This window comes from Plectonema radiosum NIES-515 (assembly GCF_025753815.1).
Lineage (GTDB): Bacteria > Cyanobacteriota > Cyanobacteriia > Cyanobacteriales > Nostocaceae > Hassallia > Hassallia radiosum_A.
In genome coordinates, this window is sequence record NZ_JAOWRF010000355.1 from 1 (window position 1) to 22308 (window position 22308).

Below are 22308 nucleotides of genomic sequence, written 5' to 3' on the forward strand. Positions count from 1 at the left end.
CTCCCCCAAACAAAGGACGAAAATGATTACCATCATGTGCTAGGGGAATTGGCGTAATTTTGCTCGCGGGAATTTGACAAAACTTAATAATGTCGTTTGCTGTAGCCTGAGAATTGCAGATAACGTGTTGTGCTTGGGCAACGACTTGGGGAATATAGTAGCGATGATAAGGCAACAAAGGTGAAAAGCGTTTGGGAAAGCGCAACGGGATAAAGTCGTGAACCATCACAACAAATCGACAGTTAGAAAATAAAGGTGCTTCCGGCAGAGGAGAAAATAAAAGCTGAGATTTTAGCTTTTTATAGATTTGTGGCAGTTGAAATTGTGTCCAAATTAAGCGATTTAAATGCCCTTTTGTGCCTTGATCCGGAGTCAGATTATCTGGTACTGGATAGCAATTAAATTCAGAATAATTTTGAGCCGTTAATAAAGTTGGGTTAAGAGCTTTTAAATAGGGAAAAAGATTTGTGGCATAGTTACTTATGCCTGTGGGTTTGGAAAAAATAATCGATAAGTTAACTAATATATTGCTCATTTATTCAAACTTAACTCGTTCATAAATCTGACGGTGAGGAATTTTACACTTGACTGAAACTAAGTTCAAAATTCCATCTTCAATATCAGATTCGGTGAGTAGCCAGTTACCCTCTGGAGTTTTGCTAAAGTGTTCGATATGTACTTGATATTGGTCTATCAAAATATATTCTTGAAATTGGCTAATTGAACGGTAGAAAGTGAATTTATTACCTCTATCGCGGCTACTTGTAGATTTGGATAAAACCTCAAATATAATACAAGGATTAACTACAGTATCGGTGCGTCGTTCTTGAAAAACGGGTTCGTCTTTGATAATTAAAATATCTGGGTAGGTGTATTCGTTATAGCGAGGAATCCACAAGCGTAAGTCACTTGTAAAAACTTCATATGGTTGTCCTTGCACGGCAAGTTCTGTTAGTCTGCTTACATTGCGGACAATGCGGTTATGATTAATTGAGCCTCCTGTCATAGTAACAATTTCTCCATTACGGTATTCGTTGCGGTACTCGGTAGTTTCCTCTAGGGCAAAGTACTCCTCAATTGAGTAGTGACGGGGTGGGGTTTCTACAACCATAGCGATCGCCTGTAACTTAATAAGTGAGTAAGATAATTTTAGCCTAGCATTCTTGAGAAAGTTTCAAAATCTTATCGTTGCCAATAATTTAACATCCCGTAAAATTTACCCAATCCTATCTGAGGTTTGACAAACATTAATAATATGGCATAACAAATTAACCGAATTAATCTCAAGATAAAAACTAACTGATTTGTATGTTTTTCTAAAGTAAATAAATAACTGTATGTACTATGTTTGGTTTTCAGAAAAGCATTTCTATTAGTAATTGAGGAAGGCTGATGCAATACACCAAACTGCTTTGTTATGGCAATCAAATATCCTTCATTTGCGTAACGTCTGCAAAATTCAAAATCTTCATAATAAAGAAAATAAGCAGGGTCAAATAACGGACATTCGCGAAAGTTAGCAAGATTGATTATTAAACTACAGCCGGAAACCCAATCACAAGCTACATACTCGGCATCAGTATTTGTTAACATATCTTGATTTAGAATTGAGCCAGTTGTGCGAATAAAGCGACCCCCAGCAAACCAGACTTCACCTGTGGGAGTATGAATAATTGTGCCGAGAATTGAAATTTCTGGATGTAACTTAAAAAATCGGTTAATATCTAAAGTATTTTCTGGTAGATAGGCATCTGGATTAATTATCCAGGCGATCGCCTGAATATCCTGAGTGTAAATCCATGTAATTCCTAAGTTGCAAGCATTGCCAAAACCGAGATTACTCCCAGCATCAATAATCATAACTGATTCACTCTGAAGATTATGAATAGAATCATCTTCAGGTGAGTTATTAATGATAACTGTTTTGTACTGAGTATTTGTCCAAGACAGAGAATTGATTAATTGAGCAACAAGATTCGTAGAGTAATAATTAACTGTTAAAAAATAAATCACGTCAGTTCAATTTGACAGTCATCTCCAATCATAAATCGTAAAGCTTTCGGGCGACGGGGTGCAATTGTTAACTGTGCGCGTTGCCCTATTACACTATCAATAATACGTTGATGAATACCGACTATTTTTGCTTTTTCTAAAACAACGCTATGTTCTAAATCGGTATCGATTAATATCACATTATCAGCAATGCTACTGTAAGGACCGATGAAGCAGTTTTCTAAATGACAATCGTTACCAATCACTACCGGACCGCGAATTGTGCAATTAATTACTGTAGACCTTTCACCAATTTGCACTCGTCCAATAATCTGACTTTCGGAATCCACCATACCTAAAATTGATTTTGTCAGATAGGTGTCAAGAATCAGACGATTAGCTTCTAGTAAGTCATCTTTTTTGCCAGTATCTAACCACCAGCCTTCAAGTTGACAGGCTATAACTTGCTTTTTCCGGTCAATTAAGCATTGAATAGCGTCGGTGATTTCTAGTTCACCTCTGGTGGAAGGTTCGATGTTAGCGATCGCCTCATGAATGATATGAGAAAAGAAATAAACTCCAACTAATGCCAAATTAGAAGGGGGAATTTTCGGTTTCTCAATCAATTGCAACACCCGTCCGGTGTCATCTACCTTTGCTACCCCAAAGGCACTAGGATTGGCAACTGGACGCAGGAGAATCAACGCGTCTTGGGGTTGTTGGGTAAATTTCTTCAAAAAGTAACTCAAATCGCCTTGTTGAATCACATTATCGCCCAAGTACATGACAAACGGGGAATCTCCTAAGAAAGGACGAGCGACTTGCACTGCATGAGCAAGTCCTGCTGGCTTATCTTGTAAGATGTAGGTGATATTAGCTCCGAAACGTTCTCCATTTCCTGTTTTTGCCTGAACTTCTGCCCCTGTTTCCGGGCTGATGATGATACCAATATCAGTAATACCGGCAGTTACCATTTCTTCAATTCCATACCACAAAATTGGTTTATTGGCAACTGGTACGAGTTGTTTCGCACCGGTGTAGGTAAGGGGGCGCAAGCGTGTACCTTTACCACCAGAGAGAATTAGTGCTTTCATAAGGGTTAAAAGGCGCGTGGTTAGTGGATAGTAGATAGTGGTTTTTGTTCAACTAACAATAGTGTTACAGCAGATTGCACCAATATCAAATACACGTAGAGACGATTCTGTGCTACGTCTCTACAAAGAGAGGGGTTTTATATATGTACGAACTAAAGTTGTTAGTGGTTTTTGTTCAACTATCAACCAACAAATATCAACTATCAACTATCAACTAACTCCTTTAACATTTTCCGGAGTCTTTGTCGCCAATGGGGGGGATAAGTTCCGAGGACTGCGGATATTTTCTCACAAGCAAGGACGGAATAGGCGGGGCGACAAGCTGGTGTGGGATATTCGGGAGTGGTGATGGGGACAACTCGTTGCATTTTCAGGGGGAAGCCTAGTTGCTGGGCTTCTTCAAAGATAGCAACGGCGAAGTCGTACCAGCTAGCAACACCGCTGTTTGTGTAGTGATAGATGCCAGTAATTTTGGTGGTAGTTCTATTTTGAATTAGAGAGGCGATCGCACTGGCTATATCTTTTGCCCAAGTGGGGCTACCAATTTGATCGGCAACAACGCGGATTTCTTCTTTTTCTGCACCCAATCGCAGCATAGTTTTGACAAAGTTACTTTTGCCATATGTTCCATAAACCCAAGCAGTGCGAAGAATCAGGTAATCGTTGCAAGTATTTTGAATCGCTTCTTCTCCTGCAAGTTTAGTTTTACCGTAGACACTCAAGGGATTAGTTGCGCTACTTTCTTGGTAGGGGCTGCAAGATGAGCCATTAAAGACGTAATCGGTGGAAATATGAATTAAAAAAGCTCCTAGTTTTTGGCTTTCTTCGGCGATAATCAGAGGTGCTGTTGCATTGATAATTTTTGCTAGTTCTGGTTCGCTTTCGGCTTTGTCAACAGCGGTGTAAGCAGCAGCGTTGATGATGATTTGTGGTTTATTTAAATCAATGACTTTGCGGAGAATATCCCCTTGGGTAAGGTCTACGGTAGGGCGTGCAACTGTAATTATATTGCCGTCTGGGGCGAGAATTGTTTCTAGTTCTTTGCCCAGTTGACCATTATTGCCGATCAGCAAAATTGATTGACTCATTTTATTAGCTATAAATCTGGCGGTTGGGTCAAAACCCCATTAAAAGCTTAATCCTAACCATAGCATTAGGCACAAGTTTTTTAGAGTTCACCACTTCCATTATCTGAATCCAGAAAGCCAATTTCGAGAGCTTTAAAGACTTATCTTTTTATACTACCAGAGAAATTATTATGATAAATTCTACTTATTGAAAATGACACATTAAATCAGTATTTGCTGCTGGTTAATTTTTTTTGGGGATCGCTTACTCCGTCTAATTTTTGGGAAATTTTAGACTTTTCGCTGATTTTGGGCGATCGCGCAATCATTAATACCGGGCTTCCGAATTTATATCTAATGACAGATACAAGTTTTGGTGTGGTCACTCTGATACAATGGCTACGTGTGTTCCCAGAAAAATTAAGTGTACTTATAATCCTAAAACTTGTCTTTTTTTAGGGTTATAAGTCCTATGGCATAGGGAATACTAACTCTCAAAAAAAGTAGACACTAATAAGTCAAACTTACCTATGCCCCAAAATTTACAAAACTTGTTCGACGCGAATTTTTATCGCGCCGCAAATTCTGATTTGCGTGGGTTAAATGACGCCCAAGCATTATCACATTTTCAACAATTTGGTCTGAATGAGAACCGTTCGTTTTCTCCATTGGTAGATATAAACTTCTATCGTGCAAGCAATAGTGACTTGGCTAGCTTCAGCAATAAACAAGCATTTGAACATCTACAACAATACGGTGTAGCTGAAGGACGCAAATTTTCACCGTTGTTAGATCTCAATTTTTATCTTGCTAATAACCCTGATGTAGCTCAATTTTATAAAGGAAGTAGAGAGGATGCATTAAGTCACTTTGAAACTTATGGACTGAATGAAGGACGCAAGTTTTCCCTTACATTGGACATCAATTACTATCGAAATGCTAACTCCGATTTAGCGGGAATAAATCTAAATAATCAGGAACTTCTCAAACATTTTGCACTTTTTGGAAAAAATGAGGGACGTGCATCATCAGAGACTTACAATGCAAAGTTTTATGTGTCTAATAATTCGGATTTAGCAAAATTTAGCTACTATCAAGGATTGCAACACTTTGTTTCTTATGGCTTGCGCGAGGGTCGTAATGCTAGCGACTATATCAAGAGCGATCGCGTCGGTAATACAATGAATGACGCTCGCAATATAGCTATAGACTCTCAGCAAGTAACCTTTAGAGACTCTGTTGGTAATGCTGACAAGAATGACTTTTATAGCGTTAATTTCAGTCAAACCACCAACTTCAAAATAGCAGTGAATGGTCTGGTGAGTAATGCAGATGTGGAGCTACTCAATAGCAATGGGGAAGCAATAAGTCGTGGAAGTAATGTTGGTAATGCCAGTGAATTGTTGAATGTCAGCAACTTACAGGCTGGTAATTACTACATCCGGGTTTACCAAAGTGCGGACAACACTAATTACAATTTGAGCCTGTCTGCAACACCTGCAATTACATCTACATCTATCACGCTTCAGTCTCCCAACCCGCCATCATCTGGCAATTCTTTTATAAATCGCGTTTTGGAGTTGACGAATGCTCAACGTTTGCAAGCTGGTTTGCAGCCATTAACATTGAATAGTAAGTTGAATAATTCGGCTCAAGCGCATAGTGAAGACATGGCACTTCATGACTTCTTTAACCATAAGGGTTCAAACGGTTCTTCAATGGGCGATCGCGCTAAAGCATCGGGCTATCAATTCTCTCGACTTGGGGAAAATATTGCCGCAGGCTACGCTACACCTGAAGATGTTGTTCAAGGATGGCTTAACAGTCCAGGACATCGCGCTAACATTCTTAATCCTAGTTATCGAGAAATCGGCATTGGTTACTATTACCTGGCAAACGACACGGGTAATGTCAATCAAAACTACTACTGGACGCAAGATTTTGGTGTAATTTCTAGTTGATATAGTCAAAGACTCAAATCCCCCACTTTTCTCTCGAAGTCGGGGATCTTGTTTCTCACAATCAATTATGGCGATCGCCTTATTCGCTAGTATCGGTATTTTATGCTTGGGGTATAAGTAGCTCTAGGGTAGGAAAATAAGTTTGATAACCATTAGACATCTCCGGAAATGAACTATGCGTTCTCCGAAATCCTTGTAGAGACTATTCTGTGCTACGTCTCTACGTATGAATCTGGAGATGTCTATTGACATCTCTAGTTAAAAGAATCATATCTGCTATTACAGCATGACCGCCAATATAAAAATCTGGTCAAGGAGCAATTAATTTATCACGTTTGGCTAAAGCGTGAAAGCTTACTGAGGGATAACCGCTCCCATGCTCCCTTTGAAGTAAGAAGTAAAGTCTAGCTTTGTCTAGGTTTTATATAGCAGAATAGACAAACGTCGTGGAAAAGAATGTAGAGACTTCGGACCATCGCGTCTCTTGGGGTTTGGTTGACGCATATTTAATTTTCGCAGAGGTCTAATGTTTATTTCCTCATTTCATTCATAGCAGCTTAGTTTTTATGGAAACAGATCAGCCGTTTTGAAAGTTTTACCCGCTTGGTCTTTAGCAGATAAAATTGGTGGTGCGACAAGATGCCAATCTATGGCTAAATCTGGATCGTTCCAGAGAATACAGCGATCGCCTTGAAAATTATAGTAATCTGTAGTTTTGTAAAGAACTTCGGCAACTTCCGAAAGCACAACAAAGCCGTGAGCAAAGCCTGGGGGTATCCAAAGTTGACGTTTATTTTCGGCACTGAGTTCGTAACCAACCCATTGACCAAAAGTGGGGGAACTTTTGCGGATATCTACGGCAACATCAAAGATACTGCCAACAACTGTACGCACTAATTTACCTTGCGGTTGTATTATTTGGTAATGTAAGCCGCGTAAAACGTTTTGCTTAGACAACGATTGATTGTCTTGGACAAAGTTTAAGTTTATACCTGTTTTATCTGTAAATTTTTGCTGATTGTAGGATTCAAAAAAGAAACCGCGATCGTCTTGGAATATTTGAGGTTCTATCAAAAGGATGTCGGGGATTTGAGTGTGGATAATATTCACAGTAGTTTACTCTTGTTGGTTGGGGCTAATTCTACTTAGTTTTTACCTCTGCGGCTAACCAAGAACCATAACTGTGGCTGATTTCTGCTATCCACAGTGATTCTTCAGCACTAGGTTGTCCTAATACTCCTCCAAAGTGCCATCCTTGTTCGTAGCGACTCAACATTTGTGCTGGAGTTAATTGTTTGATGTCAGCAGTTTGGCAGCAGATAGCTTTGAGAAAGGGAAGTTCTATGGACATGACTACTGATTTTTTCAAAGATAAATTTTTTCGCCAAAAGCTATATTAATTACTCGAAAAAATTTTAATTTTACATAATTATATTTACCAAATTTTACCTAACCTACCTATTAAACCGTGACACGTACCTAGTATACAAGCCCATGTTTTTAGAGCTTTATGTTCAGAATCATACAGCCAAATCAAAACAATACTGTAAATCATATATTTCATCCGTCGCATACAGCTTGTTAAGGAATACCATCTTTGGGCGTAGCGAATACTTAAATAAGTATGATTGCGGCAAATGTAGTAATGGCGTAGAGCAGAATATTTTTGTACTGTAAGTTCTCTGGAAAAAAACTTAGCTTTGATAGGATTACCGAAGTTATGGTGCATAATAGCATCAGGAACGATTAGATTATGAAAACCTTTCTGCACAAGCCGCAATCCATAGTCTAGGTCAACACCATCAATAAATAATTCTGCAATAGGAGGAGAAATAGTTTTAGCGGCTCTAATAGAAATGAGAGAGCCTGAAGTGATAGGAGAATCGCATTCATAAGGCTGTACTTCGTTAGACGCTTTGCAACCAACGAAGCGATCGCGCTGAAATATTGCGCCTTCAATAATTTGATTATTTCTCAAATCAACAGCCGTCGGAGCAATAATTCCAATTAAATAATTATCTTTTTGATGATTTTTGTAAATTGATAAAAGCTTAATTAAACACTCGGTTTCTATTATACTGTCTTGATCAAAAGCCCATAAAAAATCATAATCTTGTTCTATAGCCCAGGTAATTGCCCAGCTTAGACCTAGGGCAATACCTATATTTTCTGGACAATATTTAATAATTGCATTGTTTCCATCTAAACCTGATATAGGTTTTTGATGAGAGTTATCTACAATTAAAATTTTTTGAACTGGAAAAGACTGGCTATTAATGGCTTCAACACATAGCCTAACTGCTTCTGGATCTTCATAAGCAGTTATGTAAGCAGCTACATTATAATTTTCTGTAAAGGAGAGATTTTGCATGTTGGCAATCATTTCCTTTCCTTTTTCAGTTCATGATTGAAAGAATAGCATCTCGCCAGTTTTGGGCACAATGCTTCAGAGTTCTGCTTGAAAGGACATATTCTTCAGCCTGTGTAGCTAATTTTTGCCGTAGGGTATCGTCGTCAACCAGCAAGGTTTCAAAGGCTTCCTCCCAGGCTTGTGGATTGTTGGAGGCTAAATATCCCGTTTCTAAATGGCGAACAGTTTTTTCATAGGGTGTCACCTTACTGTATATACCAGGTATACCTAAAATACTATAGTCAAGGAATTTAATATCTGACTTACAACGGGTAAAAATATTGTCTTCTAATGGAGCGATCGCTAGATCCCACTGGACGCTTTGAGCCATCCAACGCATAAAATCTGGATATTCGCCATTTTTGTCAATATTTAACACCTTGATTGGTAAACCGTTAAATGCCTCTATTATTGTTGGATCGCCTATGCCTCCGATCAATTGCAGTTCTACAGTATCCAGATGTTTTCCTAGGGTTTGACGCAAGGCTTGTAGGATCATCATCAAGTCAGCATCATGAGTGTATGTGCCCATATAGCCAATTACCTTGGGTTTGTTTGCAGTGCCAGACTTTGGAGGTTCTAGCCTGTCTTCAAGGAGACGTTCATCTAAAGCATTCGGCACTACAATAATGTTGTTGTTAAACCGATTTAAACGATCCTTCAGGCAATCAGTTGAAACAATGATGCCATCTGCCTCTCTAGCAAAATAGCGCACTGCCATGAGTTGTTCTGTTGTGAATTGATATCGGTTCGGTTCTTCTGGCTTGAGGTCTAGAAGATTGTCATCTATTGTGTAAATTAGGCAGGCTTTGTCTTTTCGCACTTGTTCAACCAAATCTTCTGCCAATTTAAGCGATACGTTTGGTTTCCACATCCTTTCAACAATCACAACATCAGCGCTGCTGTATATTGTGCTATGACTAAGAATGAAAGCTTCTGCATTGCTTTGGTGAGTTAGTGGCAGCAGCAAACGAATATGGGAAGAACCGTGAGGATGCATATTCGCGCTGTGTTCAAAGAGGACGTGAACTTTTAGCATTATTGGTATTTCAATTTCATTAACCCGGAAAGATCGCATTCAGGATGTTGTACGCTGCCTTTTCTGGAAAATACTGGCAAATATCAGCGATCGCCTGCCGCTGCAACCCACACCGAAGCTGCTCATCGATTACTAAGCGCTTCAAGGCATTTAAGCAATCTTTGCGTGAGCTAGTGTTTACAATCAGGCTGTTTTCATTGTCCTTGGCAAAACTTCCTGCGCCACCTTTGTGAGGCACTATCACTGCAACCCCACAAGCCATTGCTTCCATTGCAGTCAAACCCATAGCTTGAAAAGTTGAGAAATCAACAAAGATATCGATTTCATTGAGGAGAAATGCAATTTGCGGTTGAGTTAAAATTCCAGCATTGCGCCACTCAAAGTCACGGGGGAGCGCTTGAAAATCAGGATCTTCTGACTCACAGCCAAAAAGTATGATTTCTATAGCATCTCCATAAACCCGATAGATTTCCCGCAAAATCTCCATAGTTAGCTTAGGATTGCGGCGGGGACTGCTGGGACGAATCATGGCAGCGATTCGCAATCGTCTGTTCGGCTCCTCAGAATTTTGCCGCCGACGAGGACGATACAAATCTATATTGACACTTGGTTCGACAACAGAACACTCGACTCCAATCTGCTGTTTCACTACATCACGATTCCACTCGGTCTTAGTGATCCGCACTAGATCGGGATAGCGAGTATATGAATACCAAGCCGTTTTAAATCCCTCAGAATTGTTTGGAAAGAAATACGGCTCAAAATCTTGGATGTAGTATCCCCTGACTGGAAGGCTCTCATCTGGAGTCAGCGGTTTGAGCCAATCAACAGATTTATATAAAGTAGCGATCGCTGCGTCAGACTTTGCCAATAATCCAGAAATTTCATATTCTTTTTCTACATAGATAACCGGGATATTATTCTTCGGGTAGCTGTGCTCAAACACTGTTCGATGGCTATTAAAATTTACAATCCTCACATCCACGCCCATCTTTTGCATTGCTGTGGCTTCTTGAAGAACGACGTTTCCACCGCCACCAGGCTCCCTAATGGGCAGAATGAACAGAATGCGTTTACCTTCCCAGCGCGATTTCCCGTCCTCGATTAATCTTTGGCGCATTTCCATAACCTTGGTGCGGGCGCGAATACCTTCTATCACCCGATCAAAGCGGCACACAGTAACGCCATCACTGACGATCTGCTGACCATGCTTGGCAACCAAAGCTTTATCCGCCCGTTCGCACAAAAGCTTTCTACGTTCGTGGGAGTAGCTTCGAGACTGGCTGTGGTAGACGTATGCATCATCGGCGATCGCCAGCTGCCAACCAGCCTTGCCCGTCCGCAAGCAATAATCGTTCTCCTCTCCATAACCTTCGCCAAAGGTCGCTTCGTCAAAGTAACCGATTTCTTTTACCAGACTCTGTTTAATCATCAGGCAAAAACCATTCAGGAATGAAAGACGCGGGTACAGACGCTCTGAGTATTCACCTACAAGCCTACCCATGTCAGCAACTGTCATACCTGCGGGCAACTTGTTTTCTGCCCAATCGCCTTGGAAAGAGATTTCTGGAATAGATTGCCATGAAGCTGTATTAGAAAGTGGCCCGACTATGCCAATTTGCGGATCGGATTCTCCACAAGCAATCATTCGGTCTAGCCAGTTTGGTGTAACTACGGTATCACTATTGAGCAAAAGTGCATAATCTGCCTGAGACTGCTGCAATCCTTGATTGGCTGCAAAGGTATAGCCTCTAGCTACTTCGTTCCTAATTAGTTTAGCTTTCTGTGAGTTGGCAAAATATTTGAGATAGTTAGACGTTTCTTCTTTACTGCCATCGTCTACCAGGATTAATGAGTATGGCATCCGCGAGTAGCGAATCACCGATTCCAGGCATTGCTTAACATCATCAAGAGCGTTATGCACGCAAATAATTATGTCTACAGTTGCAGAATGCTTGACTAACGGCTGGTGAGGCGGGGCTTCTGATATTACTATGTCTATGTTACTAAAGTGATTTGCACGCTTGCTGAAAGAGAATGTCTGTAAATTCGCAACTGCTTTTTTCGCTTGGCGAACAAAAGACTTAAGAATAGGCTCTTTCAACTTAAACCACAATGTTCGCAACTTCCAGAACTTACTGGTGTATATCGCGGCAATAGTAGTGTTTGATTCTTCCAGTGCTGCCTGAGTGTGTTTTAGTTGCGATTGCGATTTTTCTAACTCAGCTTGAGTGTGTTTTAGTTGCGATTGCGATTTTTCTAACTCAGCTTGAGTGTGTTTTAGTTGCGATTGTGATTTTTCTAACTCAGTTTGAGTCATTTGGTGTAAATTTACTTGCAACGATATTTTTGCTCTTGTATAAGTCGTACATAATATTACCTTGTGATAATTATTTACTATCTCTTCTCAAGAGCGGTAGGATTTTGAAAGCAAGTTTTCTGCAACTTGTAATATTAAGTCTCGATGCCTAGATAAAATACTATACGGTTCATCAATTTTTACCAAAGAGAGTATTTTCTATCAGTTCAACTTGATTATACCAAGCATACTTTTCTTCAACATCATCGTAAGATGCTTTTGCAATTTCCGGATAATTATCGAGAGAACTAATTATACTATCCAACTTATGGAACCATTCAAAAGACTTAGAAAGATATCCAGTTTTGCCATCTCTTATGGCATTAGCGTATGTAAATGTTGGCGAAGCTACGCTTAACGTCCCGACTATTGACGCTTCAAAAAATTTTAGTTCTGATTTACAATTAGTAAATATATTATCTTGCAGAGGCATTAAATTAATTTCTGTTTGTCCAATCAGATGTTGTAAATTAATAAAATCTTGAAAAGGAAAGAACCCTATTCTGGAACTATAATTTTTTATTCCGCCTTTTAATTCTAAATGACCAACAATTCTAAGCATAATATTAGAATATTTCTCAAATAGGTGAATCAAGGCATTGGAAATCAAGGCAAAGTCTTTGTTGTGTGTTGGACTGCCACTAAAATATCCTAAATAAATCTTTTCATCTCGCCTAAAACCTGACTTTATTTTTTGCTGGAAAATCTGATTTGATACTCTCATTTGCTCATTATTGAGAAAGTTAGGTATTACATAGGTAGATTTAGATGCAAAGCGACTAATTTGGTCTGCCAAAAACTTATTCGTTGTGATTGCACCATCACACAATTTTAAAGTTTCACCTAATCTGCTGGCGTAAGCAAACCATACATCCCAGAGATTAGGATGTGATAAATCTTGGTCTAGTGTGTTAAGGATTAAATGAGTGTAGGATGTATTAAAGATCAGGTCATCAATATCGAATAAAACTTTTTTATCTTTAGCTTTTGCAGAAGAAATAAACCTATTTATTTTATCGGTATATCTAGTCCTACAAATTACGATCACATCTGCTAGCTCAATAACTGGGGCTAAATTTTCCTCATCATCATTAGAAAAATAAGCGGCTGAAATATTATTAGTCGAGTTTTGTAGCACTTGAATCATATTATATACACGATATCGGAAAGTGCTATTATCTGGATTTTCGTAGAAATAAGCTACTCTTTTATCTCCTGACCCTAATTGTTTAATGCGTTCTTCATAGGAAGCTAACCAAGGGTCAGAATATGGAATTTGATTCTCATCTAAAATAAACATTGGTTCAATTCACTCCAAAATGCTTTACAACATCCTTGAAAGATATTTTCCAATCTTGGAGAATACTATTTTCTTCACAGTTTTTACTGCGATAAACTTGGTCGTGTGATATTTTTATTCCCTCAGAGATTCCCTGAAGAATACTTTCCAGATTGCAGTCTTTACAAATAATATTTTTTGAGTATATGTCTAGTTCTTTTTTAAGACCAAATCTATTGGTCACAACAACAGATCCAGATGCAGCTAGGTCTAAAGGAGGATAACTAGGATGAGGGGTATACATTAAACATAGCCCCAAATCAACCGAACGGATAAATTTTGCATATTCTGACCAAGTTAAGCCTTCAATTCGTTTAGGCTCATAAAACCCCGCTATTTTTAGTTGTGGTATATCTTTTCCAACAAAAAATAATTCCCATTCATCTATATCTAATATCCCTCGGTAAACAGCAGCCTCAATTACTTCTAATCCAAAATAGAAAAGGTTTCTTAGATTGTTTGGACGAGCATAGAAAAAAAAGTTTTTCTTGGCATCTTTTCTTTCAATCGACTCAGGGTAATATAAATTCTTACTAAACGAAGGCTCAAAGTATAAGCCTTTAGTTTTTATATTGTAAAAACCATCATAAATTAAATGATCAAATAATAGCTGGGAGTTGACTACAAACTGAATTTCTGTATTGGAAAGAATTTGTGTACATCGTATATGCTCATCCCCATGAGGGTAAAACATTCTTTCGTCTTCTTGTAAAAGGTAAACTATTTTTTCCGTAGAAATACTTTGTATAGTACTCCAAGTTGTCCACCACGAAGTAGTGACGAAGGTATCTCTTTCACAAACATCAATGTCATGATCGCTACTCTCAAAAATACTAGCAAATATAAACTCTACATTTTGATTACATGAAATACTATTGGCTGTCAGTACATCAAAAAAATTCTTTTCATCAGCTTTTTCGGTGCGAGTTATTACTCGCAACTTACAATCCCATTCTTTAGCAAGTAGCGTGCAGAAGATGATAGCAGTTCCGACACCTCCGTAAAGACTGCCACTATTTATGCTATCCGTAACCAGATTAATCCGTCGTTCGAGAAATGAAACTGAAAAAACTTGCAGAGGTTTTAGGTGAGGAAATCGCTGATGATGCCAAAAATCTTTAACGTTGTTTGTCACAGTATGTTCAACATTGTCTGTTAAAGTATGTTCAACATTGTCTGTTAAAGTATGTTCAACATTGTCTGTTAAAGTATGTTCAACGTTGTCTGTTAGTGCATCAGGAACAGTGGCAAAAAGATATTTTCGGTCTAATTCTGCCTGATTTTCTAGTATTTTAGATTGGCGAGAGTCTAATTCTTCCTGAATGGAAATGAGTTTATGCAGCCAGTTTTTGTTAATCACTCAACATACCCCGTACTTCATCACACATTTTATAATTAAGTTATTCATAATTTATTTTGAACTTAATCCAGAACTTCGTTTTATTCGGAACCAAATTTTTCTCAGTTTCCAGAATTTACTACTTTCCATTGCTGTGATAATAGTTTGCGCTCTTTCCCATCCATTTTGAGCTTGTCTTAGTTGTATTTGCGCTTTTTCCCATCCAAGCTGAGATTGTTCTGGTTCGTACCTTAGGTTCTCTAGTTCAATTTGAGTTTCTTGTTGCCGAGAATGCGATCGCTCCAATTCTACATGAGTTTGTTGCAATTGAGACTGCGATCGCTCTAATTCTGCTTGAGTTTGTTGCAATTGAGACTGCGATCGCTCTAATTCTGCCTGAGTTTGTTGCAATTGAGACTGCGATCGCTCTAATTCTGCTTGAGTTTCTTGTTGCCGAGAATGCGATCGCTCTAATTCTGCCTGAGTTTGTTGCAATTGAGACTGCGATCGCTCTAATTCTGCTTGAGTTTGTTGCAATTGAGAATGCGATCGCTCTAACTCAACTTGTTGTTCTTGTATTACTACCCGTGAAACCTTTAACTCGGCTTCAGTTAGTTGCAATTGAGAATGCAAGTACTCTAAGTCTGATTGCATTTGTCCGATCTGCAAATGCAGTTTTTCTGCACTAACTATGCCAAAAACGTCATACTGACCTGTTACCTTTATTAAACTAGCAGCATCTAAATCGCATTCTATTTTAAGATTTTTATTTAAATTATTTTCAATAGCAAGTAAATCGTAAAGCTTGTCTATTCCAAAACACTGATATGCTCGATTACCCACTTGAATTGCTAACATGGCAATTTTTAAGTCAATTGCTTCTCCATCATCTTCATTATTAATTTCTAGCCCAGCTTCCGGAAATATTTCCGAAAAATACCTGCGGACTTCAGCAGAAAAATAATTCTTTAAAATTTGTTTATGCTCTATTTCTAAACGAATTTTTGCTTCGGGTTTATTGCCGCTAGCATTAGCCTCATTATCTCGGATGCGGAATTTTATCAATTCTTCTGGCATAACATGAATCTCATACTTCATGCACAGCCTAATCCAAAAGTCGAAGTCAGGTAACTGGGCAAATCGCTCATCATATTGACCGACATCTTCGTAGCACTTTTTACGAATTAAAGCGCTGGGATGACACAAGCAGTTTCCCTGAAAGAAAAATCTATTTAACCATTTAAATCGATTGCGATTATATTGGATAAAAATCTCTTTATATGCGTGTTTCTCTTGAGTAAAATCATTCCCATCTTCATCAATTATGTGAGCATAACTCAAAACAGCACCCATCTCTAGATGTTCATCCAAAAATTTAGCTTGCTTTTCTAACTTTTCGATAGCAAAAACATCATCAGAGCTTAACATAGCAATAAATTCACCTCTAGCTTCTTTGAGGCAATTATTTGCAGCAACAGCAGCACCACGATTTATTGTAAAACAAAACAGTCTAATTCGGGGGTCTGTAAATTGTTTAATAACGTTTACAGTATTGTCTGTTGAGCCATCATCTGTAATAACTATTTCAAAGTCTTGATAGGTTTGATTTAATACACTTTGAATCGCTTCCGCTACAAATTTTTCATGATTATAAGATGGAATAATAACTGATACTTTCGGCACAGGTTTTTACTCTTTCATTTCAATAATTATTTCACAAATTCTCTCAACATCATCAATGCTTAAGCCTCCATACAAAGGTAATGATAAAACCTCTTTAGCTACTTGATTAGCCACTGGTAAGTTGGCTATGCTAGACGATGGCAAGTACTTATAGCATGGGTAATCGCTACATAGTGGATAGAAATATTTACGAGTGAAGACATTATATTCCTTTAACTGCTTATGTACATAGTCTCTGTCACAACCAAAAAGTTCCTGTTCAATCCGTATTACAAAATACTGGTAACTATTAGTAATACCGTAAATTTCAGGGATTACTCTAATCCCTGAAACATTTTCTAGACATCTGCGGTATGTCTCAGTTAGCTGTTGTCTCTGAAATTTTTCTTGTTCTATATAGTCCAATAAAACTAAACCTAGAGATGCCTGAATTTCGTTCATCTTACCGTTAATTCCCGGCATCACTACTTCTTCTTCGTTCTTAATCCCAAAGTTTTTTAGCAGTTCAACTCTCGCTTTTAAATTATGATCCTTAAATAGTAAAGCACCTCCTTCAGCTGTGTGAAACAGCTTGGTAGCATGAAAGCTCATCATCGACAAGTCACCGAAGTTACCAATTCCTACACCGTTAATTTCCACTCCAAAAGCATGAGCAGCATCATAAATTACTTTTAAACCATACTTATCAGCTATTTCTTGAATCTTGATTACATTACAGGGAGTACCATATACATGAACCCCTAAAATTGCGGTTGTTTGGGGAGTAATCATCGACTCAATCTTATTAGCATCGATATTCATCGTTACAGGGTCAATATCACAGAATATCGGCTTAATATTGTTCCAAGTTAAAACATGGGGAGTCGCAGGGAAGGTAAAAGGAGTAGTAATGACTTCTCCAGAAAGACGCAAACTTTGACAACCAACGATAAGTGCAACTGTGCCATTATTAAATAATGATAAATAAGGAATTTTGAGAATTTGCTGTAATCTTTGCTCAAGTTCTAAATGTTGCTTGCCGTTATTTGTTAACCATTGACTATCCCAAATTTCCTGAAGTTTTTGGTTAAACTTGTCTAAATCTGGTAGCAGCGGACGCGTTACATAAATTGGTTTATCAAATGGTTTTTTTCGAGCCATTATTGCCTATATCACTATCTAAAATGGTACTTATTTCTAGCAAATAGTTTTTGTAATTTTTCAACACCCCTTCTTTATCTCTCTCTCCGACTTTGCGATTACTAATGTAGATTCCCCAAGGTTCTAAATTTTTTGTAACAACAGAACCTGCACCCACACTAGCACCTTCCCCAATTGCTACACCAGGAAGAATAACGCTGTTAGCACCTATAATGCCAAACTTACCTATATGAATAGGTGCTCTTTTGATATTTCTATATTTTTCATCAATTGTAGGATTGCCAAATCCCCATTCTCTATAATCATCTGAAGCAGTAACAATCCTGACTCCAGAAGAAAGACCCGAAAAATCTTCCATTATAAATTCTTCACCCCCTGTTATAGATGTAAATGATGCAATATGAACATTATTACCTAACTTTATTCTCTTTTTAGCGTAGATAAAAACAAAGTCATCAATAATGATATTTGTACCAAATTCTATATTTTCTATACCGACTATTTTTGTATATTCAAAAGTTAGAACATGGGGTATATCATATTTGTTCATAATAATATTTTGGAAAAATATTTTTATTTGTTTAACTAAATAATTATTTTTGTTGTTGATAATTTTGTATTTTCACTAAATTATCCCAATGTACTATTCCATATAAAGAAGAGTCTTTCCGTGGTGTCATACTAAACTGAACAGCTAAGGGAATAAAATCACAAAAATCGACTTTACCAATTTGTATAACAATTGGTATTGAAAGAACGCAGGCAATATTGTACATTCCTTGAATCAAGGAAGCTCTGAACTGCCAATCAATAATGTATCTCTCTCCTTGCTTGACATCATAAAGATTTTTTTCTTCAATTACACTATCTGAATAGACAATATCAGTACCATTCTTATCTCTAATGTGATAACCAAATGCTAGTTCTTCTATATCTTCATAAATTTCAATAGACATTCTTAAAGTTACATCTTCTTCATAATCAACAAGAGAAACTTCCTCTCCTCGATCGTTTAAAAGTTGTATATTTACAAAATTAGCTTTGCCATTTTGAATTCTTTGAAAACTAGCTCTTTTTTGAAACGCGGTGTTTTCAACAAAAAAAGATTGTTTATCTAATAGACCATCGTCAAGTTTGATGATTTTTTTTTGTTTAATTAAATCCTTGTTTTGTTGATCTGACTTGATAACACTTTGCTCGCTCTCAACTTTCATGGAGAAATAGTTTTCAACTACTTGGTCAGATGGACCCCAACTTACTAGTTGTCCATGATTTAATAAAATTGCTTGTCGGCAAAGACTTTTAACAGAACCACTGTCATGACTCACAAACAGGACTGTAACTCCAGTATCCATCATCTGTTTCATTCGAGCCATACACTTTGCCTGAAAAAACATGTCTCCTACAGACAGCGCTTCATCGACTATGAGAATATCCGGATCTACGTGAATCGCTGAGGCAAAAGCCAACCGTATATACATACCGCTAGAATAAGTTTTAACCGGCTGGTCGATAAAATCTCCAATATCGGCAAAAGTGGCAACCCGATCAAAGCGCTCATCTACATTTTGCTTGGAAAGTCCCATGATTGCACCATTCATGTAGACATTTTCCCGTCCGGTAAATTCAGGGTTAAATCCGGCACCTAACTCCAGTAGCGCTGCAACTCGTCCATTAACTTGAACTTCTCCACTAGTTGCTGTCAAAGTGCCGCAAATCATTTGTAAAAGAGTAGACTTGCCCGCTCCGTTGCGCCCAATTATACCCATAGTCTCTCCCTTCATCACCTCGAAAGAGACATCCCGCAGTGCCCAAAATTCCTGAGCGTAGGTTTTTCCTGGTAGCAAAATCTCTTTGAGACGATCTACAGGACGAGCATACCGCTTAAAGCACTTAGATACATTTTTCAATTTAATTACAACTTCTTCTCCCATGATGCTGCTGTTAATCCTCAAAACTGCCACTTTATGACCAAAAGGCGATTTTTGCAACAGGCACTTGCTTTAGCCGTAGTGCTTACAATACATCTGCAAATGCCGGACGCAGACGCCGATAACACCACAATCCACCACAAAACACTATTAACGCAATAACTGAGGAAACTCCCCACTCGCCCCAGTGTTTGACTTCCCCTACTAATATTAAGTCACGATAAACTTCTGCGATCGCTGTCATGGGATTTAACCAAAATACCCAACTCCGCCATTGCTCTGGAATAGCACTTGCTGGATAAATAATTGGTGTTAAATACATCCAAATGTTTAAAATTACTCCTAGTGTCTGCGGTATATCTCGTAAAAATACGGTAATTGCTGCGGTAAAATAACCTAAACCTGCTGTTAACAATAACTGGGGAAACCAGACTAAGGGCAACAGCGCTAAGGTGGTATGTAAAGTATGCGAAGTCACCGCGACAAAAAAAATCAACGCCATTAAACCAAAAGAACTTTCAATAAACGTTGATAAAATCGGTACTAATGGTAATAGTCCTAAGGGAAAAACTACTTTTTTGACTAAGTTCGGCTGTCCTATTACCGAACCAGCAGATTGGATCAATCCACCGCTAAAGGCAATCCAAGGAAGCAATCCGGCAAATAACCACAAACCAAAAGTGAAGTTATTTTCTGGCAAATTCTTGACTGGAGACTTGACTTTCAACACTACAGAGAACACATAAGTATATATCAGCAGCTGCGACAGTTGATTTAGCAAAGGCCATAAATTTCCTAAGACAGAACCTTTATACCGGGCTTCTAAGTCGCGCCGGACTAAAATTCTCAGTAAGTCAAACTTTGCCCACCACCGATCGCTAACTGGTAAAATTCGCCTCAGCTTAATAGCCTTACGGATAACTCCTCGCATTGTTTGTAACAATTCCTGCTTCCTCGCTCACTACATACACACCAAATTTCCTTCAATGAAGCTTGTTAGCTACGAAAGTTCCTGTATATAATTAATTGCTACTAAAAAGCTCTGTAAAAATCATTTTGGTAAATATACCATAACTTCTTTGCATTGCCATATATTGTCAGTCTCATTTTTGCTCTGCTAAGTCAACATATCCGGATCGATTCTAGAGATCGCAGTTGTTCGGCTACTAATTTTTGCGATCGCACGTGTTGGTGTTGTAAAGGCAATTCCGCCTCAGATGCTTGTTGCTGTAGGCGCGATCGCTACTTCTTCTGGTGTCGGCATCCTCGTCCCCATAAAGTGTCAAATAACGCAGTTTACCAGCCTCCACACCCAAATATAAACCTAGCACTTGACTGGTTATTGAAAGACTTCATTTCAAAGGAGAAAGACGCGATACAAAGAGCATCTCTACAGAGGCACCTCCGAACTACTCTCTTTGGAGTCACGGATTCAGCTACACTGAGACTTGGTTTATTGCATTGTAAATAGGCATGGAAATCGGACAAAAGGTTAAAGTCTGTCGTTTGCGCGATCGCGTGTCTCCTCCTGTAGTCAAAAGACTCGGACAAATTGGTGTCATCCAAGGCTTCAGAATGACTGATGCTAGCGGTGTGGGTGTGGTGGTGCAGTTTGAAGATAATTTCACCACTTGGTTTTTTGAAGATGAACTCAGACTCGAACAATAGAACCAACTAAAGCGCAAACTGAAGTCTAAAGATAGAGTTCTTCCGCTCGAAACTTCGTCCGGAAGCCTCTGCGATCGCACTTCCAGGCAGAAGTTGAATTATTTGCCGAGTGCTAAGTTGGAGTTGACACAAACGGCACCGAAAAGAGAATCAAGTAATGACCCAGATATTGACATTTTTGGGCAGAGGCGGCACATCTCGTACTAAATGCGCGATCGCCGCCGCCAAGTTATTAGCAAGCCAAGGAAAGCGGGTACTCCTAGCAGGACTAGCAGAACCAGAATTACCAATTCTCCTAGGTACGACTTTAGCAACAGACCCCCAAGAAATCGCTCCAAATTTACAAGTAGTGCAGTTTCAAACATCTGCACTGTTAGAACGCAGTTGGGATGAAGTGAAAAAACTTGAGGCACAATACCTCCGCACACCTTTCCTCAAAGAGGTTTTTGGTCAAGAACTGGCAGTATTGCCAGGGATGGACAGCGCCCTTGCTTTGAATGCTATTCGTCAGTACGACGAAAGCGGCAAATATGACACCATAATATACAATGGCACAGGCGATTCTTCCACTTTGCGATCGCTCGGTTTGCCAGAGTCTCTAAGTTGGTATCTGCGGCGATTTCGGCAATTATTTGTCAACTCCGATTTAGGAAAGGCAATTTCTGAATCACCTTTTATTCAACCCCTAGTTAGTAGCTTTTTTAACGTCAACTGGACAGCAGATAATTTTGCCCAACCCACCAATACCGCGAATAATTTTCTGGAAAAGGGTAAAGCTGCTCTTGCAGACCCCAAGCGAATGGCGGCTTTTTTGGTAACTACAGAAGATCCGATAGAAGTTGCCACTGCCCGTTATTTATGGGGTAGCGCTCAACAAGTGGGTTTAACTGTTGGTGGTGTCCTGTTGGTTAATTCCGGCACACCCGCCAATTTGTCGCCGGAATTCACCCCCCTACCAGTTAGTATTATTCCTGACTTCAAAGCAGGCGATTGGCAACCGCTGATAAACGCCCTACCCGACTTTGCAGCACAAGCTTTACAGGCTCCTAAACCAATTGAAGTTGATGTCCCAAGTCGTCAAGTACGCTTATTTTTGCCTGGATTCGATAAAAAACAGGTCAAGCTGACTCAATTCGGTCCGGAAGTCACCGTAGAAGCCGGAGATCAACGACGCAATATTGTTCTACCTCCGGCTTTAAGTGGCAAATCTGTTGCTGGAGCCAAGTTTGCGAATAATTATTTGATAATTTCGTTTTAAGTCAGTTAAAAGTCAAAAGTAAAGTTAG

21 protein-coding genes are annotated in these 22308 nt (G+C 38.8%); 3 read left to right on the top strand and 18 right to left on the bottom strand.

Annotated features, from left to right (window positions below; genetic code table 11):
• The 5 genes from OGM63_RS24970 to rfbD all read right to left on the bottom strand — a co-directional run.
• The coding region (locus tag OGM63_RS24970; RefSeq protein WP_263748374.1) for a glycosyltransferase at positions 1–535 on the bottom strand (535 nt) is incomplete at its 3' end.
• The gene (locus OGM63_RS24975) at positions 536–1111 is read right to left on the bottom strand and encodes a Uma2 family endonuclease (RefSeq protein ID WP_263748375.1); all 576 of its coding nucleotides are present in this window, start codon (positions 1109–1111) and stop codon (positions 536–538) included. It lies immediately after the preceding gene.
• 71 nt (positions 1112–1182) lie between these two features.
• Complete coding sequence (locus tag OGM63_RS24980; protein ID WP_263748376.1) at positions 1183–2013, bottom strand: glycosyltransferase family protein; 831 nt, start codon at positions 2011–2013, stop codon at positions 1183–1185.
• Entirely contained in the window at positions 2010–3086 is a 1077-nt protein-coding gene (locus OGM63_RS24985; RefSeq protein WP_263748377.1) for a glucose-1-phosphate thymidylyltransferase, read from the bottom strand. Before OGM63_RS24985 ends, OGM63_RS24980 begins: the two co-directional genes overlap by 4 nt.
• 203 nt (positions 3087–3289) lie before the next feature.
• Positions 3290–4174 (bottom strand): dTDP-4-dehydrorhamnose reductase, encoded by an 885-nt coding sequence (gene rfbD, locus OGM63_RS24990; protein ID WP_263748378.1) that lies wholly within the window; start codon positions 4172–4174, stop codon positions 3290–3292.
• Between the two features lie 509 nt (positions 4175–4683).
• Between rfbD and OGM63_RS24995 the strand changes: the two genes are divergently transcribed.
• Positions 4684–6114 carry a CAP domain-containing protein gene (locus tag OGM63_RS24995; protein WP_263748379.1) on the top strand — a complete coding sequence of 477 codons (1431 nt, stop codon included), beginning with the start codon at positions 4684–4686 and terminating at the stop codon, positions 6112–6114.
• Between the two features lie 564 nt (positions 6115–6678).
• Here the strand turns inward: OGM63_RS24995 and rfbC are convergent.
• From rfbC to OGM63_RS25060, 13 genes are all read right to left on the bottom strand, one after another.
• Entirely contained in the window at positions 6679–7224 is a 546-nt protein-coding gene (gene rfbC / locus OGM63_RS25000; protein WP_263748380.1) for a dTDP-4-dehydrorhamnose 3,5-epimerase, read from the bottom strand.
• A 31-nt stretch (positions 7225–7255) separates the two neighbouring features.
• Entirely contained in the window at positions 7256–7483 is a 228-nt protein-coding gene (locus OGM63_RS25005; RefSeq protein ID WP_263748381.1) for a hypothetical protein, read from the bottom strand.
• 66 nt (positions 7484–7549) lie between these two features.
• Positions 7550–8497 carry a glycosyltransferase family 2 protein gene (locus OGM63_RS25010; protein ID WP_263748382.1) on the bottom strand — a complete coding sequence of 316 codons (948 nt, stop codon included), beginning with the start codon at positions 8495–8497 and terminating at the stop codon, positions 7550–7552.
• A gap of 13 nt (positions 8498–8510) precedes the next feature.
• Positions 8511–9563: a glycosyltransferase family protein gene (locus OGM63_RS25015; protein ID WP_263748383.1), complete on the bottom strand. Its 1053-nt coding sequence runs from the start codon at positions 9561–9563 to the stop codon at positions 8511–8513.
• 19 nt (positions 9564–9582) lie between these two features.
• A complete protein-coding gene (locus OGM63_RS25020; RefSeq protein WP_263748384.1) occupies positions 9583–11883 on the bottom strand; it encodes a glycosyltransferase in 2301 nt (766 codons plus the stop codon).
• 172 nt (positions 11884–12055) lie between these two features.
• Positions 12056–13222: a glycosyltransferase family protein gene (locus OGM63_RS25025; protein WP_263748385.1), complete on the bottom strand. Its 1167-nt coding sequence runs from the start codon at positions 13220–13222 to the stop codon at positions 12056–12058.
• Between the two features lie 4 nt (positions 13223–13226).
• Positions 13227–14621 (bottom strand): rhamnosyltransferase WsaF family glycosyltransferase, encoded by a 1395-nt coding sequence (locus OGM63_RS25030; RefSeq protein ID WP_263748386.1) that lies wholly within the window; start codon positions 14619–14621, stop codon positions 13227–13229.
• Between the two features lie 51 nt (positions 14622–14672).
• Complete coding sequence (locus tag OGM63_RS25035) at positions 14673–16283, bottom strand: glycosyltransferase family 2 protein (RefSeq protein WP_263748387.1); 1611 nt, start codon at positions 16281–16283, stop codon at positions 14673–14675.
• 6 nt (positions 16284–16289) lie between these two features.
• Positions 16290–17423 carry a DegT/DnrJ/EryC1/StrS family aminotransferase gene (locus tag OGM63_RS25040; protein WP_263748388.1) on the bottom strand — a complete coding sequence of 378 codons (1134 nt, stop codon included), beginning with the start codon at positions 17421–17423 and terminating at the stop codon, positions 16290–16292.
• A complete protein-coding gene (locus OGM63_RS29665) occupies positions 17401–17973 on the bottom strand; it encodes an acyltransferase (protein ID WP_318528546.1) in 573 nt (190 codons plus the stop codon). The genes OGM63_RS25040 and OGM63_RS29665 overlap by 23 nt, the downstream gene beginning before the upstream one ends.
• A 43-nt stretch (positions 17974–18016) precedes the next feature.
• Complete coding sequence (locus tag OGM63_RS25050; RefSeq protein WP_375340522.1) at positions 18017–19414, bottom strand: ABC transporter ATP-binding protein; 1398 nt, start codon at positions 19412–19414, stop codon at positions 18017–18019.
• A 25-nt stretch (positions 19415–19439) separates the two neighbouring features.
• The gene (locus OGM63_RS25055; protein ID WP_263748389.1) at positions 19440–20285 is read right to left on the bottom strand and encodes an ABC transporter permease; all 846 of its coding nucleotides are present in this window, start codon (positions 20283–20285) and stop codon (positions 19440–19442) included.
• 235 nt (positions 20286–20520) lie between these two features.
• Positions 20521–20685: a hypothetical protein gene (locus tag OGM63_RS25060; protein WP_263748390.1), complete on the bottom strand. Its 165-nt coding sequence runs from the start codon at positions 20683–20685 to the stop codon at positions 20521–20523.
• A 136-nt stretch (positions 20686–20821) separates the two neighbouring features.
• On the opposite strand from OGM63_RS25060, the gene petP reads away from it, so the two are divergent.
• Both petP and OGM63_RS25070 read left to right on the top strand, forming a co-directional pair.
• Positions 20822–21022, top strand: coding sequence for a cytochrome b6f subunit PetP (petP, locus tag OGM63_RS25065; protein ID WP_375340523.1), 201 nt, complete (start codon positions 20822–20824; stop codon positions 21020–21022).
• Positions 21023–21179: 157 nt separating this feature from the next.
• Positions 21180–22280, top strand: a complete 1101-nt coding sequence (locus OGM63_RS25070; RefSeq protein ID WP_263748393.1) for a Get3/ArsA fold putative tail anchor-mediating ATPase NosAFP — start codon at positions 21180–21182, stop codon at positions 22278–22280.
• Positions 22281–22308: the final 28 nt, after the last annotated feature.